At 65.5% G+C, this 20,151-nt stretch carries 19 protein-coding genes; 8 read left to right on the top strand and 11 right to left on the bottom strand.

The features are described 5' to 3' along the window. Positions 1 to 146 precede the first annotated feature (146 nt). Positions 147 to 1,316, top strand: coding sequence for an acyl-CoA dehydrogenase family protein (locus tag C493_RS18435; RefSeq protein WP_007261006.1), 1,170 nt, complete (start codon positions 147 to 149; stop codon positions 1,314 to 1,316). A gap of 78 nt (positions 1,317 to 1,394) precedes the next feature. On the opposite strand, the gene C493_RS18430 is transcribed toward C493_RS18435, so the two are convergent. The 4 genes from C493_RS18430 to C493_RS18415 form a co-directional block, all read right to left on the bottom strand. After that, positions 1,395 to 2,183, bottom strand: a complete 789-nt coding sequence (locus C493_RS18430; RefSeq protein ID WP_007261005.1) for an enoyl-CoA hydratase/isomerase family protein — start codon at positions 2,181 to 2,183, stop codon at positions 1,395 to 1,397. A gap of 97 nt (positions 2,184 to 2,280) precedes the next feature. Continuing rightward, positions 2,281 to 3,552: an MFS transporter gene (locus tag C493_RS18425; RefSeq protein ID WP_241430921.1), complete on the bottom strand. Its 1,272-nt coding sequence runs from the start codon at positions 3,550 to 3,552 to the stop codon at positions 2,281 to 2,283. A 140-nt stretch (positions 3,553 to 3,692) separates the two neighbouring features. Then, the gene (locus C493_RS18420) at positions 3,693 to 4,256 is read right to left on the bottom strand and encodes a carboxymuconolactone decarboxylase family protein (protein ID WP_007261003.1); all 564 of its coding nucleotides are present in this window, start codon (positions 4,254 to 4,256) and stop codon (positions 3,693 to 3,695) included. A 68-nt stretch (positions 4,257 to 4,324) separates the two neighbouring features. Beyond that, positions 4,325 to 5,530, bottom strand: a complete 1,206-nt coding sequence (locus tag C493_RS18415; protein ID WP_007261002.1) for a CaiB/BaiF CoA transferase family protein — start codon at positions 5,528 to 5,530, stop codon at positions 4,325 to 4,327. A gap of 157 nt (positions 5,531 to 5,687) precedes the next feature. Here C493_RS18415 and C493_RS18410 point away from each other — a divergent pair, with 157 nt between their 5' ends. Further along, positions 5,688 to 6,578 (top strand): sulfurtransferase, encoded by an 891-nt coding sequence (locus C493_RS18410; protein WP_007261001.1) that lies wholly within the window; start codon positions 5,688 to 5,690, stop codon positions 6,576 to 6,578. Between the two features lie 55 nt (positions 6,579 to 6,633). On the opposite strand, the gene C493_RS18405 is transcribed toward C493_RS18410, so the two are convergent. The 3 genes from C493_RS18405 to C493_RS18395 form a co-directional block, all read right to left on the bottom strand. Then, the gene (locus tag C493_RS18405; RefSeq protein WP_007261000.1) at positions 6,634 to 7,857 is read right to left on the bottom strand and encodes an MFS transporter; all 1,224 of its coding nucleotides are present in this window, start codon (positions 7,855 to 7,857) and stop codon (positions 6,634 to 6,636) included. An 86-nt stretch (positions 7,858 to 7,943) separates the two neighbouring features. Continuing rightward, positions 7,944 to 8,141 (bottom strand): hypothetical protein, encoded by a 198-nt coding sequence (locus tag C493_RS18400; protein ID WP_007260999.1) that lies wholly within the window; start codon positions 8,139 to 8,141, stop codon positions 7,944 to 7,946. Positions 8,142 to 8,241: 100 nt separating this feature from the next. Continuing rightward, positions 8,242 to 9,039, bottom strand: a complete 798-nt coding sequence (locus tag C493_RS18395; RefSeq protein WP_007260998.1) for an enoyl-CoA hydratase/isomerase family protein — start codon at positions 9,037 to 9,039, stop codon at positions 8,242 to 8,244. A gap of 100 nt (positions 9,040 to 9,139) precedes the next feature. Between C493_RS18395 and C493_RS18390 the strand changes: the two genes are divergently transcribed. The 3 genes from C493_RS18390 (at position 9,140) to C493_RS18380 (ending at position 12,561) form a co-directional block, all read left to right on the top strand. Next, the gene (locus C493_RS18390) at positions 9,140 to 9,568 is read left to right on the top strand and encodes a universal stress protein (protein WP_007260997.1); all 429 of its coding nucleotides are present in this window, start codon (positions 9,140 to 9,142) and stop codon (positions 9,566 to 9,568) included. A gap of 92 nt (positions 9,569 to 9,660) precedes the next feature. Beyond that, positions 9,661 to 11,697, top strand: a complete 2,037-nt coding sequence (locus C493_RS18385; RefSeq protein WP_083912446.1) for a TRAP transporter permease — start codon at positions 9,661 to 9,663, stop codon at positions 11,695 to 11,697. 93 nt (positions 11,698 to 11,790) lie between these two features. Next, positions 11,791 to 12,561, top strand: coding sequence for an SDR family NAD(P)-dependent oxidoreductase (locus tag C493_RS18380; RefSeq protein ID WP_007260995.1), 771 nt, complete (start codon positions 11,791 to 11,793; stop codon positions 12,559 to 12,561). Positions 12,562 to 12,630: 69 nt separating this feature from the next. Here the strand turns inward: C493_RS18380 and C493_RS18375 are convergent, their stop codons facing one another. Continuing rightward, positions 12,631 to 13,560, bottom strand: coding sequence for a TAXI family TRAP transporter solute-binding subunit (locus C493_RS18375; RefSeq protein ID WP_007260994.1), 930 nt, complete (start codon positions 13,558 to 13,560; stop codon positions 12,631 to 12,633). Between the two features lie 277 nt (positions 13,561 to 13,837). Here C493_RS18375 and C493_RS18370 point away from each other — a divergent pair, with 277 nt between their 5' ends. After that, on the top strand, positions 13,838 to 14,623 hold the full coding sequence (locus C493_RS18370; RefSeq protein ID WP_007260993.1) for an enoyl-CoA hydratase/isomerase family protein: 786 nt from the start codon (positions 13,838 to 13,840) through the stop codon (positions 14,621 to 14,623). 66 nt (positions 14,624 to 14,689) lie between these two features. Here C493_RS18370 and C493_RS18365 read toward each other — a convergent pair whose 3' ends face one another. After that, complete coding sequence (locus C493_RS18365) at positions 14,690 to 15,826, bottom strand: acyl-CoA dehydrogenase family protein (protein WP_007260992.1); 1,137 nt, start codon at positions 15,824 to 15,826, stop codon at positions 14,690 to 14,692. Positions 15,827 to 16,003: 177 nt separating this feature from the next. Between C493_RS18365 and C493_RS18360 the strand changes: the two genes are divergently transcribed. Continuing rightward, complete coding sequence (locus C493_RS18360; RefSeq protein ID WP_007260991.1) at positions 16,004 to 17,170, top strand: thiolase domain-containing protein; 1,167 nt, start codon at positions 16,004 to 16,006, stop codon at positions 17,168 to 17,170. Beyond that, positions 17,167 to 17,583: a Zn-ribbon domain-containing OB-fold protein gene (locus C493_RS18355; protein WP_007260990.1), complete on the top strand. Its 417-nt coding sequence runs from the start codon at positions 17,167 to 17,169 to the stop codon at positions 17,581 to 17,583. The genes C493_RS18360 and C493_RS18355 overlap by 4 nt, the downstream gene beginning before the upstream one ends. A gap of 120 nt (positions 17,584 to 17,703) precedes the next feature. Here the strand turns inward: C493_RS18355 and C493_RS18350 are convergent, their stop codons facing one another. Beyond that, a complete protein-coding gene (locus tag C493_RS18350; RefSeq protein ID WP_007260989.1) occupies positions 17,704 to 19,422 on the bottom strand; it encodes an AMP-binding protein in 1,719 nt (572 codons plus the stop codon). Then, positions 19,419 to 20,078: an enoyl-CoA hydratase/isomerase family protein gene (locus tag C493_RS18345; protein ID WP_007260988.1), complete on the bottom strand. Its 660-nt coding sequence runs from the start codon at positions 20,076 to 20,078 to the stop codon at positions 19,419 to 19,421. Before C493_RS18345 ends, C493_RS18350 begins: the two co-directional genes overlap by 4 nt. Positions 20,079 to 20,151: the final 73 nt, after the last annotated feature.

The raw sequence follows: 20,151 nt of genomic DNA, 5'->3' as shown, positions 1-20,151 counted from the left end.
GAATTTCGGGCGATAGTTGCCGTGAACAGGGGACCTCGACTGTTCCACAGAACAGAACAAAAGACGGTCCACGCAGCCGCTGGAAACCGACGTGTCGGGGCAGCGACCGACGGAGGCTATAAGGTGTCGCCTCGGAAAACATCAGTATGGACTTTGCGCTCAGCGACGAGCAGCGGCTCATCCGGAACGAGATTCAGACGCTCTGCGACCAGTTCGGCGACGAGTACTGGCGCGAGAAGGACGCGAACCACGAATTCGCGTGGGAGTTCTACGAGGCGTTCGCCGAGGGCGGCTGGTGTGGCATCACGATTCCGGAGGCGTACGGCGGCCAGGGGTACGGCGTTCAGGAAGCGAGCATCGTCCAGCAGGAGATCGCCCGCTCCGGCGCGGCGATGGCCGGGACGTCGATCACCTCCCACCACGTTTTCAGCGCCGCCCCGCTCGTCGAGTACGGCTCCGAGGACCACAAAGAACGGTACCTGCCGCGTATCGCCGACGGGGACGTCATGGTCTGTACCGGCGTCACGGAACCGAACGCCGGCACGGACACGTCCCGGATCGAGACGGTCGCCGAGCGAAACGGCGACGAGTACGTCGTAAACGGACAGAAGATCTGGACCTCGAAGGCCCAGGAAGCCGACGTCATCATGTTGCTCACCAGAACGCAGCCCAGGGAAGCGAGCGAGCGGTTCGGCGGACTCACGCTGTTTTTTACGGAATTCAACGAGGAGATGGACAGCGTGGACGTCAGCGAGATTCCGAAGGCGGGCCGCGGCGCGGCGGATTCGAACGAGGTCTGGTTCGAGGACTTCCGCGTCCCGGTCGAAGACCGCATCGGCGAGGAGGGAGAGGGGTTCAAATACCTCCTCTCCTTCGCGAACTCCGAACGGATCAGCATCGCCGCGAACGCGGTCGGAATCGGACAGGCCGCCCTCGAGAAGGCCGCCTCCTACGCCAGAGAGCGCGAGGTCTTCGACGCCGCGATCGGCTCCTACCAGGCGATCCAACACCCCCTCGCGGAGTCCTGGAGCAAGCTGGCCCAGGACGAACTGATGATCCGAAAGGCCGCCTGGCTGTACGACGAGGGGAAGAACGCGGGGCCGGAGGCCAACGCCGTCAAACTTCGCTCGAGCGAGGACGCGATCGAAGCCTGCGAGCGCGCCGTTCGCGTCCACGGCGGGATGGGGTACGCGAGGGAGTACGACGTCGAGCGCTACTGGCGCGAGGTCATGATCAACGTCATCGCGCCGATCTCGAACGAGATGGTGAAAAACTACATCGCACAGCACGTGCTCGATCTCCCGCGGTCGTACTGACCGCGGTTTCGCCGTCCGCGGGCCCGCCGGACGGGAGAGGTGGTCGAACGCGAAGCTGACTGCCCTCTACCGTCGTCCTCACCGCCCCTCGAACGCCGGCTCTCGCTTCTCGAGGAACGCGGTCATCGCTTCGTGCTGGTCGTGAGTGTCGAAACAGGCCGCGATCGTCTCGAGGCTGTGATCGATTCCGGACTCGATGCCGTTCGACCGGAGCGCCCGGAAGACCTGTGTTTGTCGCGCGGCGATGATCGGGCTCTTGCTCGCCAGCGTCTCGACCAGTTCGTCGACGGTCGCCCCGTACGCCGACGGTGAAACGGCGTCGTTGACGAGTCCCAGCTCCTCGGCTTCCACACCGGACACCGGCTCGCCCGTGTAGATCAGCTCCTTTGCGGCCTGCAGCCCGACGAGTCGCACGAGGAGTCCGCCCTGGATGCCGGTGACGAGACCGGCGTCGATCTCCGGCAGGCCGAGGACGGCGTCGTCGGTCGCGATCCGGAAGTCACACGACATCGCCAGCTCGAGTCCGCCGCCGAGTGCGTACTCGCCACACCGACAGACGGTGATCGCCTCGAGGTCTCGCACGCGCTGGTTGGCCTCGTAGAGCGACGTCAGCACGTCCCGCGCTTCGGAGACCGACAGGTCCCGTACTTCGTCGAGTTTGAGTCCGGCGGTAAGTCCGCCGACGTCGCCGTCGGCGTCGCTCGCGTCGGGACCGACCGTCACCACCGACGCGTCGTCGGGAACGGTCGCGAGCCCCTCGTTGAGTTCGACGAGCGCACCCGGCGAAAGGAGGTTCAGATCGCCGAAATCGAGGCGAACGTGCGCTACGGTGTCCAGTTCGGGATCGCGGTCGACGGTAACTGACATAGCCGTCGGTTCACGAGGCGGCGACGTTAACCTTTCTGCGGCGGACACGGCCGAGCGTGGCGCTCGATCCGTCGTCCGTCGGGAGGTCTCTCGAGCGCTACGCCGAGGGACCCGCAATCCGTCGCGCCGCGCCGTAGACACATCCCGTTCCGAGCGCGGCACACAGGCCGGCGGCGACGAACGCCGGCGTGTAGCTGCCGAGGACGTCGAACGACAGCCCCGCGAGCGGCGGTGCGAGCAGTCCCGAGACCGCAAACGAGACCGACATCGCGGCGAACAGCGTGTTGAGGTTTCGGTTCCCGAACAGGTCCGCGACCTGCGCCGAAATGAGCCCGCCACAGCCGCCGTAGGCGAAACCGAAGCAAACGATGAGGAGGACGAACGCGGCGGTCCGTACCGACGCGGATTCGAGGAGTCCGAGACCCCCCATTCCCGCCGTCACGAGAGCCATCAGTCCGCTACACCCGAGAAACGTCCGCGTTCGGCCGAGCCGATCCGAAGCGGTGCCGATGCCGAGACGGGTGATCGTGGTGGTCGCGCCGACGATCGCGATCGCGGCGACGCCGACCGAGCGGCTGATGCCGATCGCCGACGCGTAGAGGACGACGTGGGTGAGAACGACGAACACCGGCGTGAAGAGCAGGACCCAGCCGACGAACACGAAACCGAACGAGGGCGACGCGATGATCGCTCGACTGTTCGACGGCCGATCCGCGAGACCGTCCGCTCGAGCGGCCGCGTCGGCGAACTCGTCGCTCGTCTCCGCGGCGACCGCCTCCGGCTCGTCGACGAACAGCAGCGTGACGACGAGCATCGTTGTGCCGACGCCCGCGGCGATGGCGAGCATCGCTTCTCGCCAGCCGAGCGCCGAGATGAAGACGTCCGCGGTCTGGGGGATGAGAAAGAGCCCGACGCCGAGGCCGGCCGAGGCGATGCCGGCCGCCGTGCCGCGGCGGCGCTCGAACCACAGCGGGATGGTCGCGTAGGCGACCACGTACAGCCCGGACATCCCGACCGCCGTGACGACGCCGAAGGCGGCGACGAGTTCGACGTACGACCGCGCGAACGCCGTCCAGACGAGGCCGGCGGTAAGGATCACGGTCGAGCAGGCGACGATCCGCCGTTGCCCGTACCGGTCGACGAGCCAGCCGGCCGCGAGGCCGACGACGTAGATGAACACGGTCTGAATCCCGAACGCGAGCGCCAGGACCGACCGCGAAACGTCGAACTCGGCAGCGAAGGCGTCGTAAAAGACGCCAAACGCGTAGCTCGTGCCGAACACGACCATCGACATCGCCAGACAGCCCGCGACGATCACCCACCCGTAGTACACGCGGCGAGCGATGACGCGTCTCGGATCGGGAATCACGTCCGACACCACCCGGTCGGGCGGATTAATCGTTCGGATTCCCCACGAACTGTTCCGGCTCGAGCGTCGGAACTGCCGCTCGATCTGTCCGGTTTCGCCGGGGTCGAAGTCGAGATCCGGATCGACGACCGCACCCGGCGCTACGCATCGTCGTATGTTTCGATCGTCTCGTCGTCGGGCTCCCAGCCGACGAACTCCGTCTCGGGTCGAAGCGCCAGCGCGTCGATGACGACGGCCGTCCCGACGTAGTGACCGACCAGCGTCGCGACGCCCGCGGCCGTCTCCTCACCGACGTGTTCCGCGAGCGCGTCGTGCGTGTCCTCGTCGACGGCCCTGCGCGCCGCCCGGCGCGCGTAGTCGATCAGCGCCCGGTCCGCGGGGGCGAACGCCTCGCGGCAGTCGGCGGCGATGGCCCTGATCTCGTCGGGTTCCACGCCGACGTCTCGAGCCAGGCCGACGTGTTGGTGCCACTCGTACTCGCTTCGCAGTTCGCGGGCGACCGCGAGGATGACCAGTTCGACGTCTCGCGACGCCAGCCCCGCGTGCTCCCACAGCGCGGTTCCGTGGCGCATGTACGTCTGGAGCACGCGCGGGTTCGCGCCGATGCCCTGCAACAGCTCGAGTTCGCCGAGGGCGTCGTCGCCGAGCAGGTACTGGTACTCGTCCGGGAGATCCGACTGTTGCGGAAGGTCGATTCGCGCCATAGTAAGACACGCACACAAATGGTGATAATTGTTCGGTACGTGACGACTGGCGATCCGCGGTCAGCCGGTTACTCGAGTACGCCCTCCTCGCGAAGCGTCTCGATCTCCTCGGGAGAGTAGCCGTGGCGTTCCAGGATCGAATCCGTGCTCTCACCCAGCCGTTCGGGGGCGACCTCGAGTTGCGTCGTCAGCGCGGTGAAGTGGACGGGGTGGTCGATCACGTCGGCGTCCGCCCGGTCGTCGCGTTCCATGGTCTTGTGGAGCGCTCGTCGTTGGACGTGGTCGTCGTCCCAGACTGACTTCGTGTCGTAGATCGGGCCGGCCGGGACGTCCTCCGCGTGGAACCGGTCGATCCAGTAGTCGCTTTCCTCCCCGCGGAGGATCGGTTCGACGATCTCGGCCAGCTCCGCCCGGTTGTCGACGCGGTCGTCCATCGTGGCGAACCGGTCGTCGTCGAGCAGTTCCGGCCGGTCGATCGCCCGACAGAACCCGCGCCAGAAGTCGGCCGTGCCGGCGGCGACGATTATCGGTCGGTCGGCACACTCGTACTTTCCGAAGGGGACGATCGACGGGTGATGGGTGCCGAGCCGCGGGAACGGGTCGCCGGACCCGAACGTGTGGCCGGCGCGGGCGGTGAGCCACGAGATCGCCGCGTCCAGCATGGGGACCTCGATCCACTCGCCGTCGATGCGTCCGCGTTCGCGCGCGTAGAGCGCGGCGAGAACACTCTGGGAAGCGTAGGAGCCGGCGATCAGGTCGCCGCTGGGGAGGCCGGACCACAGCGGTTCGCCGCCCTCCTCGCCGGTGATACTCATGATTCCGCTCATCCCCTGGATCAGCATGTCCCACGCCGGGAGCTCCTCGTAGGGGCTGTCGCGGCCGAAGCCGACGATCGAGCAGTAGATCAGTTCCGGGTTCAGCTCCGAGACGGTCTCGTAGTCGAGATTGAAGGCGGCGGCGCGGCCGGGTTTCGTGCTCTCGACGAAGACGTCGGCGTCCGCGATGAGCCGCTGGGCGGCCCGCTGTCCGGCGTCGCTTTTGAGGTCGAGCGCGACGCTGTGTTTGTTTCGGTTGACGCTGTCGAAGTACGCGGGGTTCGGCTGGATGCTCCGACTGCGGTCGCCCCGGCCGACCGCTTCGATCTTGATGACCTCCGCGCCGAGGTCGCCAAGCATCATCGTCGTGAACGGTCCCGCGACGACCTGCGTGAGATCGACGACCGTGATACCCTCGAGCGGCAGCGCTCCGCTTTCAGTTCGGCCTGCTGCGTCCATACATCGTGATTCGGTCGAGCTACAGTAAGTGTTTGGACGCCCCACACCGCGAGAACCGTTGCCAACTGGTCGACTGGGTGCCCCCGTGTCGGGTCAGCGTTGGGCGCGGGACGAGCGACGAGAACGGTGAAGTGCCTCCGACCTGTCCTGAGACACGATGACGGACGCAGCGATCCCGCAACTCGTCGAACCGGACTGGCTCGAAGAGCGCCTCGATGAACCCGACCTGCGGATTATCGACTGTACGGTCCATCTCGAGTTCGATCCGGAGACGGGAGAGCGACACACGGAATCGGGCCGGGACGACTGGAACCGGGCGCACGTTCCGGGGAGTGTCTTCGTCAACATTCCGACGGCGCTCTCGGAGACGGACGACCCCGACTACCCCTACCAGCTCCCATCGGAGGACGAGTTCGCCGCGACGATGGAGCAACTCGGCGTCGGTGACGACCACCGAGTGGTGCTGTACGATTCCGAAGGGAACGCGTGGGCGGCCCGCGTCTGGTGGCTGCTTCGAACGTTCGGCTTCGACCGCGCGGGCGTGTTGAACGGGGGCTTTGCGACGTGGACCGCACAGGATCGACCGGTCTCGAGCGCCGACGATCGGCCGACCCCGTCTCGAGCGAGCTTTACTCCGGACGTCCGGCCCGAGTTGATCGTCGACAAGGCCGACGTTCTGGCGGCGATCGACGACGAGACCTGCTGTCTGATCAACGGCCTCCGTCCCGAAGACCACGACGGAGACGGCACGGTGAAGTACGGACGGCCGGGGCGCATTCCCTCGAGCGCGAACGTTCCCGCGGTCGGCGAGACCGGAATCGTCGATCAAGAGACCGCGCAGTATCGCTCGCGTGAGGAACTTCGCCGGTGGTTCGCCGAAGCCGGCGCGCTGGACGCCGACCGGGTAATCACCTACTGCGGCGGCGCCATTGCGGCCAGCAGCGTGGCGTTCGCACTGGCGCTGCTCGGCGTCGACGACGTCGCCGTCTACGACGGATCGCTTGCGGAGTGGGGCCGAGACGAGTCATGTCCGATGGTGAGCGACTAGCGTCGTCTCCATCCCGATTCTCGCAACGGTTCTCCCGACGGTTCGAAGGAGCGAACTAGTGGTGCTCGCCCGGAGGAATCCGGCGGACGAACAGCATGATACACGCCGCTAATCCGGCCAGGAACAGAAACACTTCGTCGAAGTACCCCCAGTCGGCGATAGTACCGAATATCGCCGGGCTCACCGCAGCAATCGCCATCCCGCCGGTTCGAACGACGCCGAGACCGGTTCCTTTGATGTCGTTGGGAATCCCCTGGATGAGATGAGACTGCGTGATCGTCCCGCTTCCGAGTATCGGCGCGATAAGAACCGTGATGATCGCGATCGGTAAGAGCCCCTCGACGAACGGAAGAACGACGAGCGCCGTACCGGAGATTGCCATAACTGTCAGCAGTGAGAGGCGAATTCCGAATCGGTCGTAGGCCATTCCAGACAGCGGTTTGATGGCGACGCCGACGGCGAAAAAGCTCCCGAAGAGCAGTCCGACGGCCGTCGTGGAGAGATCCTTCATCTCGAGAAGGTACGTCGGATAGAAGCCGGTGAAGGTGATCCAGACGATCATGTAGACGATAAACGCCGCCGAACCGTACAGAACCGTTCGCTTCCGGAGCGCCGTACCGACGTCTCGGAGACGCGCTCTCGAGAACGTATCGAACCCACTCCCCGGCCCGGAAGTGCTCGCGGGCACGTACAGCCAGAGTGCGAGCGCGACGAAGGCAAACAGCGGGAGCGTGTAGGCGAATCCGAGCTGCCAGACGACGGCGGCGGCGAGCACGCCGGCAAGCGGCGGAAGCAGCGCCTGGCCGGCGTCAGCAGCGGCGAGTACGACGCCCACGGTCGTTCCAACGTGGTTCGGAAAGAGGTCGTCGAGCGCCGTGTACCGAGCGACCCCGAACAGCGCGATTCCCTGCCCGAGCAGTACCGTCGCGAGAAAGAGGAGGACTATCGAATCCACCGCGACGATGAAGACGACCATCGCGGCGGTGACCACCGTACTCGCGACCATGATTCGCCCCTCGCCGAACCGATCCGCCAGTACCCCGCCGGGAACCTGTCCCGCCGCGTTCGACAGCCACAGCACCGTCAGCAACACACCTGCCGTTCCGAGGTTCAGTCCGTACGCCGTTCGAAGCTCCGGCAGGACGACCGGGTAGATCATCTGGACGCCGATCAGGAGAAACGAACTGCTCGCGATAGCGAGGAGTGCTTTGCCGTGACCGTCGGCTTGCACCCCGGCGACGACGCCCCGGATACTCGAGTAGATCCGTTTCTGACTCACGTAACGGAGATAACACTGTGCATAGGTATTACTACTCGCTACCGGCTAACACTTGCCGCATCTGCTCTCCCGGATGTGGGGGGCGCTCACGACCACTGTTCGGGTTCGATACCCGCGACGGAGAGCACGATCGGATAGCCGATTCCGACGAGGACGGCGACGGCGACGCCGACCCACAGCGACACCTCGATTCCGAGACCCTCGAGGAGGGCGACGACGCCGAAGATGATCGCGAGCAACGCGACGTAATGGAACAACAGGTAGCCAGTCGAGTCCCGATCCATACTGCAACTGCACACAGCGGCGGTAAAACGGTATCGACACCGTACTGCTCGCGAGCGAGTTTGGCGTTCGTTGCGGCCGTTTTACGGCGGTTCGCGGCCACTAGCGACCCTGGAACTCCGGCTCCCTGTCCTCCCCGAACGCGGCAACTCCCTCCCGGTGGTCTGCGGTCTCGAACGCGATGTTTTGCGCCTGCGCCTCCCGTTCGGACGCTTCCCGGATCGTTCCGCCGTACGATCGGTCGATGTTCCGGAGGGACTGCTCGAGCGCGACCGTCGGCCCGGTCGCGACGGTGTCGATCAGTTCAGTCGCCTCCCGTTCGAACTCGTCGGACGGGTAGGCGTGGTTGATCAGCCCGAGCGCCTCGGCGCGGTCCGCGTCGATAATCTCGCCGGTGAGCGCGAGCTCTTTCGCGACGTTCCAGCCGACCGCCCGCGGCACCAGAAACGACGTCGCGAGGTCGAGCGACAGCCCGACGTTTCGAAACACGAGCCCGAACGACGCGTCGTCGCTCGCCAGTTGCAGGTCACAGGAGAGCGCCAGTCCGACGCCGGCCCCGACGCAGTAGCCGTCGATCTTCGCGACCGTCGGCACGTCGGCCTCGTAGATTCGGATCGGAACCTGCTCGCAGAGGTCGACGAGGTCCTTGATCCGGTCCCGCGACGTTCGGTCGGACTCGTCTCGATCGCCCATCCCGCCGACGTCGCCGCCGGCACAGAACGCCGTCCCGTTGCCCTGGAGGACGAGACAGCGGACGTCGTCGCGTTCCTCGACCGCGTCGAGGGCGCTCTCGAGCCCTCGCTTGATGTCGTCCGAAAGCGCGTTCATCCGATCCGGTTGGTTGAGCGTGATCGTCGCGATCCCGTCGTCGAACTCCGCCAGTACGGCTTCTGTGGACATACCACACACATCGCGGTGGTGGGTGAAATACGTTGGTGCGTCGGCGATCCGATGCGAACGGCCGTCTGGGTTTAAGTGCACTGACGTCGCCTATCCGTGTATGTACCGCGTGCTTGCGCCGATCGACACGAACGAGGATCGCGCCGACGCGATCGTCCAGACAATCGCGGATCTCCCGGGCGACTCGAGCGACGTTGCGGTCGTGGTGTTGAACGTTCTAGAGGAGTTCGGCGGCGTTGACGACGGCGGACAGGTGACCTCGGCGGACGTCTACGACGAGGAATCGCTTCCGGCGGCCGTTACCACCGCAGCGACCGCACTCGAATCGGCAGTCGATACCGTCGAAACCCGTCGCGAACACGGCGATCCCGCCGAATTGATCCTCGGGGTCGCCGACGAGATCGACGCCGATGCGATCGTACTCAGCGGCCGCAGACGAAGTCCCGCGGGAAAGGTCCTGTTCGGAAGCGTCACGCAAGCGGTGATCCTCGGCACGAACCGACCGGTCACCGTTGCGCCGATGGAGTGAGACGGACAGCCCCACCAGGTGGCCGCCGGACACGCGGCCGCCGTCCGCCATCTTCGCACAAGAATTAATACCCCGTAGCAAATGGTCATGGTATGGGTAAACCAGACACTGAGAAAAATGTCAGCGATGCTGCTGGCGCTGGGGGGATAGACGATTTACCCCAAATTCTTCCCCGCTCTCGATCTGATCTGTCCGTTCGGCGATTCGTTCGAATTCTCCTCTACACGCTTGGCGTGATAACCGTTCTATGGCACCTGTACTACGCCTCGAGCGGGAGGATGCCCCGGTCGCAACACGCGAACATTCACCTAGGGCTGATGCTCGCCGCGTTCTATCTCGCCAGCATCAATTTCTCGCCTAGCGGCGTTCGTGATAGGGTCGGTAACGCGATCTCCGCCGGGCTGGTCGTGACGGTCCTCGCGACGACGGCCTACGTCCACGTTCACTACTGGCGCTGGTTGCGCCAGGCTCGCGAGCAGTACATCTACACGAACGTGGACCTCCTGATCGGGGCCATCATCATCCTCATCACGATCCACGCCACGTGGAAAGCCTACGGAAAGCTACTCGCGTTCGTGACGGTCGGAGCGATCGGCTACGGCTACTTCGGCCCGATGTTTCCCGGCATCCTCAACCACGGCGGGTTCGACCTCGAGACGATCATCTACAGCAATTCGGTCGCGCTAAACGGCGTCTACGGGTTTCTGCTCGGCGTCGGCGCAACCTGGGTCGTCATCTTCATCCTGTTCGCCGGGATCATCGAATCCTACGGCGGGATGGACTACGTGATCAAGATCGGGCGGTCGGTCGGGCGACGGATCTCGTCGGGGATTCCGCAGGTCGCCGTCGTCTCGAGTATGCTGATGGGATCGATCACGGGGAGTTCGGCGGCCAACGTCGCCACGACCGGCTCGTTTACGATTCCGTTGATGCAGGACAACAAGGTGGGCGACAAGTACGCCGCGTCGATCGAATCGATCGCCAGCACGGGCGGGCAGATCCTGCCACCGGTGATGGGCTCTGCGGCCTTCCTGATGGCGGACCTGATCGGCGTCTCGTTCGTCGATATTATCCAAGCGGCGATCCTCCCGGCGATACTGTTCTACATCGGGATGGCGTTCGTCGTCCACCTCTCGGCACACCGATACGGCTGGTTGATGCGCGACGGCGACGTGATGGCCGTCCCCGAGGAAGAACGGCTGAGCCCCGTGGAAATGCTGATCAGTACCGCGCCGTACACGATACCGCTTGTGGTGCTCATCTACACGCTCGTCATCCTTCGATGGGATCCGATGACCGCCGGGTTGTACGCGATCATCGCGCTGGTGCCGGCCGCCCTGGTTCGGGACCTCATCCTCGATCAGTCGTCGCCGTCGACGGTCAAGATCTGGGGGCGCCGGACCATCGAAGGGTGTAAAATCGGCGTCGTAAACATGGCGCCGCTAACCGCGGTGCTCGCCTCGCTCGGGATCGTCATCCAGATCATCAGCCAGACCGGATTCGCGCTCAGCTTCTCGCTCCAGATGGTCGCCATCGCCGGTGGCGTGTTCATCCTCGTGTTGCTCCTCGCGATGGCCTCGAGCATCCTGTTCGGCCTCGGGATGCCGACGCCGGCCGCCTACGTCGTCGTGGCCGTGCTCACGGCACCGGGTCTCGTCCAGCTGGGGATCGGCGAGATCACCGCGCACATGTTCGTCTTCTACTTCGCGTTGCTGTCGACGATCACGCCGCCGGTCGCCCTGTCGTGTGCGGTCGCGTGCGGAATCGCCGGCGCGTCGTTCTTCGACGTCTGTAAGGAGACGATTCGCCTCGGGCTGTTCTCCTTCCTGATCCCGTGGGTGTTCGTCTTCAACGAGCAGCTCATCTACTGGGAGGGAACGACGACCGCCATCATCTTCCTGACCTCGTCGGTCGGCATCCTCTCGGTCGTCATCGCGCTGGTCGGCTACGATCTGCAGGCGAAGCTCAACTACGTGTCCCGCGCGCTGTACATGGCGTTCGCGTTCGCGATCTGGTTCGTGCCGAATATGACCGTCAAGATCGGGCTCAGCCTCGTGCTTCTCGTCTGGGTCGTCGCGGTCTTCAACGAGACGGTCCCGAGCCTGGAGAAGCTCATGACGTCCCGGTAACGGTCTTCTCCTCCCTTCGTGCGACCGTCCGCTGCGTATCGGATCACACCAAGACCACAACACACTTATCGATCATTTGCGAACCAGTAGCACATGCTCGATGAAGTGACCGCGTACGTCACCGGCGGCAGTCAGGGAATCGGCCAACAGATCGCGCTCGAACTCGCCGACGCCGGCGCGTCCGTGGCGGTCGCGGCCCGCGGCGACGGGATTTACGACACCGCCGACCGAATCGGAGAGGACCGCGCGCTTCCCGTCGAAACCGACGTCACCGACGCGGACTCGATCGTCGACTCGCTGGAACGCACCGCCGACGAGTTCGGCGGCATCGACTGCGTCGTCAACAACGCCGGCATCGGCGGCCCGCACAAACCCGTCGAAGAACTGCCCCTCGAGGAGTGGGAGCGCACGCTCGAGGTCAACCTGACCGGGGCGTTTCTCGTCTGCAAGCATGCCCTCCCGTACCTGAAAGAGAGCGATCAGGCGAGTCTCGTCAATATCTCCTCGATCGCCGCGAAGGATCCGTATCCGACGCGCACGCCGTACTCTGCGTCGAAGGCCGGCATGATCGGCTTCGCGCGGGATCTCGCGTACGAGTGGGGCGAGTACGACATCACCGTCAACACGGTCTGTCCGGGCGCCGTCGAGGGCGAACGGATCGAACGGATGATCGAGAAACAAGCGGAGCACCGTGACGTCTCAATCGACGAAGCGAGGCGACAGCGGATTACCGGAAAACTACCGCTCGATAGTATCGTCGACCCGGGCGACATCGGCGCGTTCGTTGCGTTCCTGGCCAGCGATCGAGCCCGGAACATCACCGCGCAGGATATCAACATCGACTCCGGCGCGAGACAGGATTAGCGGCGGCCGGCAATTTTCCTGCGAGACGATCAGTTCGACGAGGTCGCTCGCAAAATACGACGAGCGCGATTAGAGGACGCCTTCGTCCTCGAAGAAGTCGCGCGCCCCCTCGTGCATCTCGACGTCGGGGATATCCGCGGCGGGCTCCGCGAGATTCTCCATGTCGGCCCAGTCGCCGGCGAGGTCCTGATAGTCCGCGAGCTCCTCGGAGTTGTCGCGGATCATCTCGAGCAGCGAGTACATGGTGTCGTTGTCGAAGTCCTCGCGGACGTACACGTTGTACACCGTCGCGACCCACCACTCTTCGTCGCGGTCGCCGAACTCCGGACCGGGCGTATCCTCAGCGTCGAGGTACGCCCCGGTAACTGGCGCTTCGTCGTCCTGAATGCTCTCGACGACGTCGTCGGGCCAGTGGACCAGCCACGCGTCGTCGTTGATGGAGTACTGCTCCTCGACGTAACTCGGCTGCAGGTCGACGTTGATGCGAATGTCGCTGACGACGTCCGCCGTCCCCTCCCCGAGTGCGGACCCCTCTTCGCCGTAATCGAGTGCGAGTTCGTCGTAGCTATCGAGGTCGATGGCGTGTTCGAGGTGGGCTTCCGTCATCGTCCGCATCGCCGTCCCGACCGGGTTCGGATTGACAGAAAGTCCCTCGAGGTCCTCCACCGTTTCGGCGGTCTCCTGGTCGGCGGAGACGAGGCCGCCGTAAATGTCGTAGTACCAGAACGCTGACTGGATCTCGTTTTCGAAGGGGTTCTCCTCGTACTCGCCCATCTCGTTGACGATCTCCCACGAGTTGTACGAGTCCGTATACGCCAGGTCGGCGTCGCCCGCGTCGAGCTGGCGCATACTCTGTAACGCGCCGTCGGAGGGACGGGCGTCGATCGACAGTTCGTCGTGGTCGTCGGCGACTGCGGCGAGTCCCGCGGAGAGCTGGTAGGCGGAGGTGTCCTCCGTGGAGGTGCGCATCTGCAGTTGGTCGCCCCCGTCTCCACCCATGCACCCTGCGATTCCTATCGTGCCGGCTGCACCGATAGCTGCAAGGGTTTTTCGCCGAGTTGTCTCTTGATAACCCATAACGTACGAATGCTTCTTCACGTATTTTACTTTTGTGGTAGAGGAAGATATTTCCAGTGATAGCTCGAGCGGCCGCGCCGATGACCGCGATCGGGTGTGAGAACGACCGGCGTGATAGATACACTCAAGTGAGTAGCCGTCGCTGCTTTCGTTTGTTCGCGGCGAGCGATGAAACTCGCTCGCTCGCACCAGGCAAGCTATGTACGAGGATATCAGCTACGAGACGGACGAGGGAATCGCGACGATCACCATCGAGCGGCCGGACGTGTACAACGCGTTTCGCCAGCAGACGATCGCCGAGCTCAACGTCGCCCTCAGGGACGCGACCGACGACGACGGGGTGTACGTCATCCTCGTTACGGGCGCCGGCGACGGATTCTGCGCCGGGGCGGACGTCAGCGAGATGCCGAACTGGCACGAGGACATGTCGAAGGAGGACTATGCGGGCTACCTCTGGGGAGTTCAGAACGTCGTCAGACAGCTGCGGACGACCGACAAGCCGTCGATCGCCGCCGTCGGTGGGCCGGCGATCGGCGCGGGCTGTGACTTCGCCCTCGCGTGTGACTTCCGTATCGTCGGCGACGACGCCGTTCTTCGGGAGGGGTTCGTCCGCGTCGGACTCGTTCCCGGCGACGGCGGCGGCTGGCTCCTGCCGCGGCTCATCGGCGAGGCGAAGGCGAAAGAGTACCTGCTGACGGGGAAGGATATCACCCCCGAAGACGCGGTCGACCTCGGACTCGCCGTCGAGCTCGCCGACGACCCGGTAGGCGCCTCGCGAGCCCTCGCCGAGGATCTCCTCGACCTTCCGGCGACCGCGGTTCGTCGCACGAATCGACTCGTCGACTGGCGCAACTCCTTCGAGGACTACTGCAAGGACGCGATCGAACACCAGTGGGAGTGCGTCAACGACGACGAACACCACGAGGCGATCGCCGCGTTCCAGGAAAAACGAGATCCGGAGTACGATCGCGAGTACAGTTCCTGAGCCGAACGCGGGGCCGATCCGCGCGCGATCGGACCGGAATTCGGCGATCCAGAACGGAACGTCGCCTTAGGCGAGGTCCGGCAGTCCGTTTCGCTTGACGGCGGCGGCGATCTGATTCTTTTGAATTTCGTCGGTTCCGGCCGCGAGTCGGCGACCTCGGGCGAGTCTATAGAGGTACTCGAGCGGGTGACCCTGCTGGTAGCCGTTAGCGCCGTGAAGCTGTAGCGACGTGCTCACGACGTCCTCGACCATCTGGCTCGCGTAGAGTTTGGCCAGCGAGGAGTCGAGTCGGTCCGGCGCCTCGCCACGGTTGTGTGCCCGCACCGCCGCGCGGTGGGTGAGCGCACGCGACGCCTCGACCTCCTTGGTCATGTCGGCCAGCATCCACTCGACGCCCTGAAAGTCGCCGATCGGCTGATCGAACTGCTCGCGCGTCTCGACGTACTCGAGGGCCTTATCGAGCGCGCAGCGAGCCCACGCGTTCGCGACCGTCGCGCTGCCGAGGCGCTCCCAGTTGAGCGCCTGCAGCTGGTTCTTGAACCCGTCCTTGCCGCGCGTCAGGACGTTCTCGTCCGGAACGACGACGTCGTTCATTCGGAAGTGCGTCTGGTGCTGGTCGGCCATGTTCGCGTAGTGCTGTTCGATCTCCACGCCCTCGGCGTCGAGTTCGACGATCACGGAGCCGAGCCCCTCCGGGAATTTCGCCCAGACGACCGCGGCGCTCGACTGCTCGACGTGGCTGACCCAGATCTTCTCGCCGTTGAGGACGAGCGTTCCGTCGTCGTCCTCCTCGACGCGGGTCCGCATCGATCCCACGTCCGAACCGGCTTCGGGCTCGGAGATCGCGATCGCAATCGCATCCCCGCCGTCCATTACGGGCGGCAGGTACCGCTCTTTCGCCGCCTCGGTGCCGAACATCTCGATGGCTCGAGGCGCGACCATCTGCTGGTTGTAGAGGAACTCCGCGGTGTCCGGACAGACGCGGCCGACGGCTTCGATCGTGAGGACGGCGTCGAACTCGGTCATGCCGCCGCCGCCGTACTCCTCGGCGATGTTGATGCCGAGAAAGCCCTGCTCGGCCAGCAACTCGACGTTTTCCCAGGGCGGGCCGTCCCACTCGAAGGCCTTGTCGGTGAACTCGCGCTCGGCGAGGTCCTCCAGCGACGATACTAGCATCTCCTGTTCGGGGGAGAGCGAAATCATCGGGTTCTGATTCTGAACCAGCGCTATTAAAGGTGTGCCTCCGTCCCCCACGGTCGCGACCCGAGCGTGTGCAGCCGTCCGTGAGCTGACACCACCTTCGCCGCCATCGTCGTCGAGACGTGGAAGGTGTGGGATCCCATAGCAATGTTTACGTAGCAGTGCCGAGTGACTTCGCGCATGGTCGATTCGGAACCAGTGTTCATAGCGGGTGCCTACGAGCACCCGACCAGAGAGGCGCCCGACAAATCGACGATGCAGTTACACGCCGAAGTCGCTCGCGGCGCACTCGCCGACGCGGGGCTCGCGAAGGACGACGTCGACGGCTACTTCACCGCCGGAATGCCGTGGTACGAGCGCGGTCTCACGCCGCTGATAATGGCCGACTATCTGGGGCTCGACGTGAGTCACGCGGGAACGACCGACTGGGGCGGGTCGTCCTACGTCGGCCACGTCGGCCACGCGGCGGACGCGATCCGCGAGGGGCGTTGCGACGTCGCCCTCATCACGCTCGCCGGACGTCCCCGATCCGGGAAGAACGCCGGCGGCGACGAGTTTCACACCTATCAAGACGCCTTCGAGGTGACCTACGGCGCGACGACGCTCAGCAAGTACGCCGTCGCGGCACAGCGTCACATGCACGAGTACGGGACGACGCGCGAGCAACTCGCCGAGATCCGGGTCGCCGCATCACACCACGCCCAGTACAACGAGCACGCGCTCTTTCGGGATCCGGTGACGGTCGAGGACGTCGTCGAGTCGCGGCCGGTCGCGGACCCCCTGCACCTGCTCGACTGCTGCGTCGTCACCGACGGCGGCGGCGCCCTCCTCGTCGTGAGCGAGGACGTTCGCGCCGAACTCGAGCGCGACTGCGTGGAGGTTCTCGGGTACGGCGAGGCGATCGGCCACCGCGAGGGCGGGCGAATCGACCTGACCCACACCGCGGCCCGGGAGTCCGGACCGCGGGCGTTCGAGGACGCGGGGATCGGTCCGGACGACGTCGACTACGCGTCGATCTACGACTCGTTTACGATCACCGTCCTGCAGACGCTCGAGGATCTCGGCTTCTGCGAGAAGGGCGAGGGCGGGTCGTTCGTCGAGGGCGGCACGCTGCAGGCGCCCGACGGCGACCTGCCGTTTAACACCGACGGCGGGGGGCTCTGTTCGAACCACCCCGGGAACAGGGGCGGTATGACGAAGGTAATCGAGGCGGTTCGACAGCTCCGCGGCGAGGCGAACGACGAGGTTCAGGTCGACGCCGACGTCGCGATTGCCCACGGAACCGGCGGAAGCCTCGGGACGAGACACGGATCGATCACCGCCGTTCTCGGGAGGGAAGACCGATGATCGACGCCTGGGAGCCACGTCCGGTGCCGACGGTCACCCCCGAGACCGAGCCGTTCTGGTCGGCCGCCGCGGACGGGCGATTCCTCGTCCGGGAGTGTCCCGACTGCGGCCTCGTCTACCACTATCCGAGCGCGCTGTGTCCGGACTGTTTCGCCGACGCCGAGTGGCGGGAGGCGACGGGAGCCGCGACGGTCTACTCGTTCGCGATTCACCGCCACCTCGAGTTCTGGCCGGACGACGACCTGCCGGCGGTCTTCGCCTACGTCGAACTCGAGGAGGGCCCCCGCGTGATCACGAACGTCGTCGGCTGTCCGGCCGAGGACGTCGAGGTGGGGATGGCGGTCGACGCCCGCTTCGTGCCGACGGCGACCGACGACGTGGCCGTCCCCGTCTTCGTTCCGGCTGACGACTAGTTCCGAGCGCGCCGACGATCCGGAACTGCTCTTTTCGACCCGTCGACCGCCTCGACTCGTTCGAACGCGTTCGACCTCGAAACCGAGTCCGCGAGAAATCGGCGAGCGACCTCGTCCGTCTCACTCGTAGTCCGCCGGGAGCGTCTCCCGGTAGGCGACGCGGTCGACCTTCCCGACGTCGGTCCGGGGGAACGAATCGCGGCGAACGACGCGCTTTGGCACCTTGTACTCGGCCAGATTCGCCTCGGCGAACGGCAAGATGGCCTCCTCGAGGGCGTCCTCGGTCGTCGCCTCGTCGGTCGGAACGACGTGCGCCTCGAGGACGGATCCGCGTCGCTCGTGTGGCGCGCCGACGACCAGCACCTCGTCGACGGCGTCGTGGTCGGACAGCACCGTCTCCACCTCTCGCGGCGAGACGGTGTGACCGGAGACCTTGAGCGTGTCCTTGCGGCGCCCGAGGAAGTACAGGAAGCCGTCCTCGGTCAGCCGCCCCACGTCGCCGGTGTGGAGGAAGCCGTCGGCCTCGAGGACCGCCGCCGTCGCGTCCGGCCGGTTCAGGTACTCCTCCATCGTCGCCTGCGACCGCACCACGATCTCGCCGGACTCGCCCGCGGGAAGCGCCTCGTTGGTCTCGAAGTCTCGGATTTCGATTTCGACCCCGTAGCACGGCTGCCCGACGAATCCGGGGTCGACCCGCGAGTCGCCGTACGTGTGCGTATCCGTCGTGTGCGTCTCGGTGAGCCCGTATCCGGACTCCTGGACGTACGCGCCCGTGCGCTCGCGCCACGCGTCGCTCAGCTCCCGGGTGAGCGCCGTTCCGAAGCTCGAGCAGTTGGTGAACTCGCGGCGGTCCGACAGCGACGTGAGGTCGTAGTCGTCGACGTCGGGGTGCTCGAGGAGTTCCTGGATCGACGGAACGGCGAGCCACGTCGACGTCACCTCGTGTTCGTCGATCGACGCCAACACGGCGTCCGGCTCGTACCGGGCGAGGAGGACCGCGTGACAGCCCGTTATCGGCAGCGCGTCGCAGTACCGTTGTTTCCCCGCGACGTGAAACAGCGGCATCGTCCCGAGGAGCACGTCCGGTCGCCCGTAGCCCCGAACCCGCGCGGTCGTCGCCGCTTTGAACAGCACGTTCCAGTGGGTGTGGACGCAGCCCTTCGGCAAGCCCGTCGTGCCGCCCGTGTACTGGAGCAACGCCGCGTCGTCGAGGGCGACGTCGGGCAGCTCGACCGATCGATCCTCCTCGAGCAACCGCTCGAACGGCACGTCGTCGTCCACCACGTCCGCCACCGGTGATTCGTCCGCGACGACGGCGGGGAGGGGGACGTCGTCGCCGTCGCCGGCGAACTCCCCGTAGGCGGTCACGACGACGTCGTCGACGGCGGTCTCGGCGCTCGCCGTTCGAACGACGTCGACTGCGTCCGTGTGAGTCACGACGACCGCCGCGTCGCTGTCCTCGAGCTGTCTGGCGACGGCCGGCGCCTTGAACTGCGGATTGATCGGCGTCACCGCCATCCCGGCTCTGTGCGCGCCGTGGTACGCGACGAGAAACTGCGGCGAGTTCTGGAGGTAGAGGCCGCAGACGTCGCCGGTGTCGTACCCCCGTGCCCGCATCGATTTCGCGAACGCGTCGACGGCCGCCTCGAGGTCGCTCCAGGAGAGCGTTCGACCGTAGAACGTCACCGCCGGCGCGTCGGGGTGCTCTCGAGCGCGGATCCGAACCGACTCGTGGATGGGGCGTCGCCCGTCGGGAAACGAGAGGGTTCGGGGGAGGTCGTCGGGCCAGCTCTCCCGCGTGACCTCGAAGCGTTCGTCCGGCGGCGGAAGGTGGCTCACGTGTCGGCCCCTCCGTTCAACAGCTCGATCAGCTCGGCGATCGTCTCCGGGTCGTGGTCGCCGACGGTCGCGACCAGCTCGCGAGCGCGGTCCTCGACCGCGTCCGACGGGACGACGTCGGTCGCGAGCCCGAGCGATCGAGCCCGCTCCGGATCGATCTCCTCCCCGGTGAGCAACAGCTCCGCGGCCGCCCGCGGACCGACGACGTCGGGGAGTCGATCAGCGGCTCGCGCCGACGCGATGTCGTACTTCACCTCCGGAATCGCGAACGTCGCGTCCTCGCTGAGAACGACGAACTCGCAGGACAGCGAGATGATCGCCCCGGCGCCGACGAGCGCGCCCCTACCGGCGATGGCGACGGGGCCGGGGTGCGTCTCGATCAGCTGATACACCTCCTGTAGCGTGGCGTGGAGGTCCGGGTACTCGCCGTAGTCGCCGGAGACGATCTCCGTGTCCATTCCCGCGCAGGTGACGCGACCGGCGCCCGTTATCACGATACCCAGTCCTCGCTCGTCGGCGACCGCAGTGAACGCCTCGTGAAGTCCCTCGATGAGCTCGGGATTCAACGCGTTGAGTTTGTCGGGCCGGTTCAACCGAACCTCGAGGAGGTCGTCCGTTCGATCCAGTTCGACGAGATCCGTGCTATCTACACTCATGTGTGTTCGTTTGCCAACGGGAGTATTATCTTTTTTCATCGAGAACACCGCGTCCGAACGAACGTCCTCCCAA

The organism is Natronolimnohabitans innermongolicus JCM 12255, assembly GCF_000337215.1.
Lineage (GTDB): Archaea > Halobacteriota > Halobacteria > Halobacteriales > Natrialbaceae > Natronolimnohabitans > Natronolimnohabitans innermongolicus.
This window is presented reverse-complemented; position numbering and strand designations above follow the sequence as displayed.

Excerpts from the sequence above, each read along its gene's own strand:
- C493_RS18435 (WP_007261006.1), top strand. The coding sequence starts at position 147 with ATGGACTTTGCGCTCAGCGACGAGCAGCGGCTCATCCGGAACGAGATT.
- C493_RS18430 (WP_007261005.1), bottom strand. The coding sequence starts at position 2,183 with ATGTCAGTTACCGTCGACCGCGATCCCGAACTGGACACCGTAGCGCAC.
- C493_RS18420 (WP_007261003.1), bottom strand. The coding sequence starts at position 4,256 with ATGGCGCGAATCGACCTTCCGCAACAGTCGGATCTCCCGGACGAGTAC.
- C493_RS18415 (WP_007261002.1), bottom strand. The coding sequence starts at position 5,530 with ATGGACGCAGCAGGCCGAACTGAAAGCGGAGCGCTGCCGCTCGAGGGT.
- C493_RS18410 (WP_007261001.1), top strand. The coding sequence starts at position 5,688 with ATGACGGACGCAGCGATCCCGCAACTCGTCGAACCGGACTGGCTCGAA.
- C493_RS18400 (WP_007260999.1), bottom strand. The coding sequence starts at position 8,141 with ATGGATCGGGACTCGACTGGCTACCTGTTGTTCCATTACGTCGCGTTG.
- C493_RS18395 (WP_007260998.1), bottom strand. The coding sequence starts at position 9,039 with ATGTCCACAGAAGCCGTACTGGCGGAGTTCGACGACGGGATCGCGACG.
- C493_RS18390 (WP_007260997.1), top strand. The coding sequence starts at position 9,140 with ATGTACCGCGTGCTTGCGCCGATCGACACGAACGAGGATCGCGCCGAC.
- C493_RS18385 (WP_083912446.1), top strand. The coding sequence starts at position 9,661 with ATGGGTAAACCAGACACTGAGAAAAATGTCAGCGATGCTGCTGGCGCT.
- C493_RS18380 (WP_007260995.1), top strand. The coding sequence starts at position 11,791 with ATGCTCGATGAAGTGACCGCGTACGTCACCGGCGGCAGTCAGGGAATC.
- C493_RS18375 (WP_007260994.1), bottom strand. The coding sequence starts at position 13,560 with ATGGGTGGAGACGGGGGCGACCAACTGCAGATGCGCACCTCCACGGAG.
- C493_RS18370 (WP_007260993.1), top strand. The coding sequence starts at position 13,838 with ATGTACGAGGATATCAGCTACGAGACGGACGAGGGAATCGCGACGATC.
- C493_RS18365 (WP_007260992.1), bottom strand. The coding sequence starts at position 15,826 with ATGATTTCGCTCTCCCCCGAACAGGAGATGCTAGTATCGTCGCTGGAG.
- C493_RS18360 (WP_007260991.1), top strand. The coding sequence starts at position 16,004 with ATGGTCGATTCGGAACCAGTGTTCATAGCGGGTGCCTACGAGCACCCG.
- C493_RS18355 (WP_007260990.1), top strand. The coding sequence starts at position 17,167 with ATGATCGACGCCTGGGAGCCACGTCCGGTGCCGACGGTCACCCCCGAG.
- C493_RS18345 (WP_007260988.1), bottom strand. The coding sequence starts at position 20,078 with ATGAGTGTAGATAGCACGGATCTCGTCGAACTGGATCGAACGGACGAC.